The sequence below is a fragment of the Lichenibacterium minor genome, assembly GCF_004137685.1.
Lineage (GTDB): Bacteria > Pseudomonadota > Alphaproteobacteria > Rhizobiales > Beijerinckiaceae > Lichenihabitans > Lichenihabitans minor.
Genome location: NZ_QYBB01000185.1, coordinates 1 through 568, shown reverse-complemented (window position 1 = coordinate 568; position 568 = coordinate 1). Strand labels below are relative to the sequence as shown.

Sequence of the window (568 nt, the reverse complement as noted above, 5' to 3'; positions counted from 1 at the left end):
GGACGTGCGGGTGGTGGGTCAGGGCCGAGCCCCAGGTGTGAAGCACGGCCGTGATGCCGATGCGAGCGCCGAGGTGGCGCGGGTCGGCGGCGATCGTCAGCATGGTTTCCGATGCCGCCCGGAACAGCAGGTCGTAGACCGGGGCCTTGTTGGTGAAGGCGATGTCGGCGATCTCGGCCGGCACCGTGAACACCACGTGGAAGTAGCCGACGGGCAGCAGGTCGGCCGCCCGCGCGGCCAGCCACTCGCGCGCGGCCGCGCCCTGGCACTTGGGGCAGTGCCGGTTGCGGCAGGAGTTGTAGGCGACGCGGGTGTGGCGGCAGCCCTCGCAGGCCTCGACGTGGCCGCCGAGCGCGGCGGTGCGGCAGGTCTCGATGGCCGACATCACTTTGAGCTGGTCGAGGCTGACGTGGCCGGCCTGGGCGGCGCGCCAGGCCGCACCGTGCCGGCGGAGGATGTCGGCGATCTCCAGATGAGGACGCGACACCGGGTCAGGCCCCGGTGTCGGCGCCCTCCATCAACAGCTTGAGGCGCTCGAGCGAGCTCGTCACCGCCCGGATGGTGCGGG

At 72.5% G+C, this 568-nt stretch carries 1 protein-coding gene; it reads right to left on the bottom strand.

Going from position 1 to position 568, the window contains the following annotated elements:
* The coding region (locus tag D3273_RS27970; RefSeq protein WP_207210947.1) for an IS91 family transposase at positions 1-487 on the bottom strand (487 nt) is incomplete at its 3' end.
* Positions 488-568 lie beyond the last annotated feature (81 nt).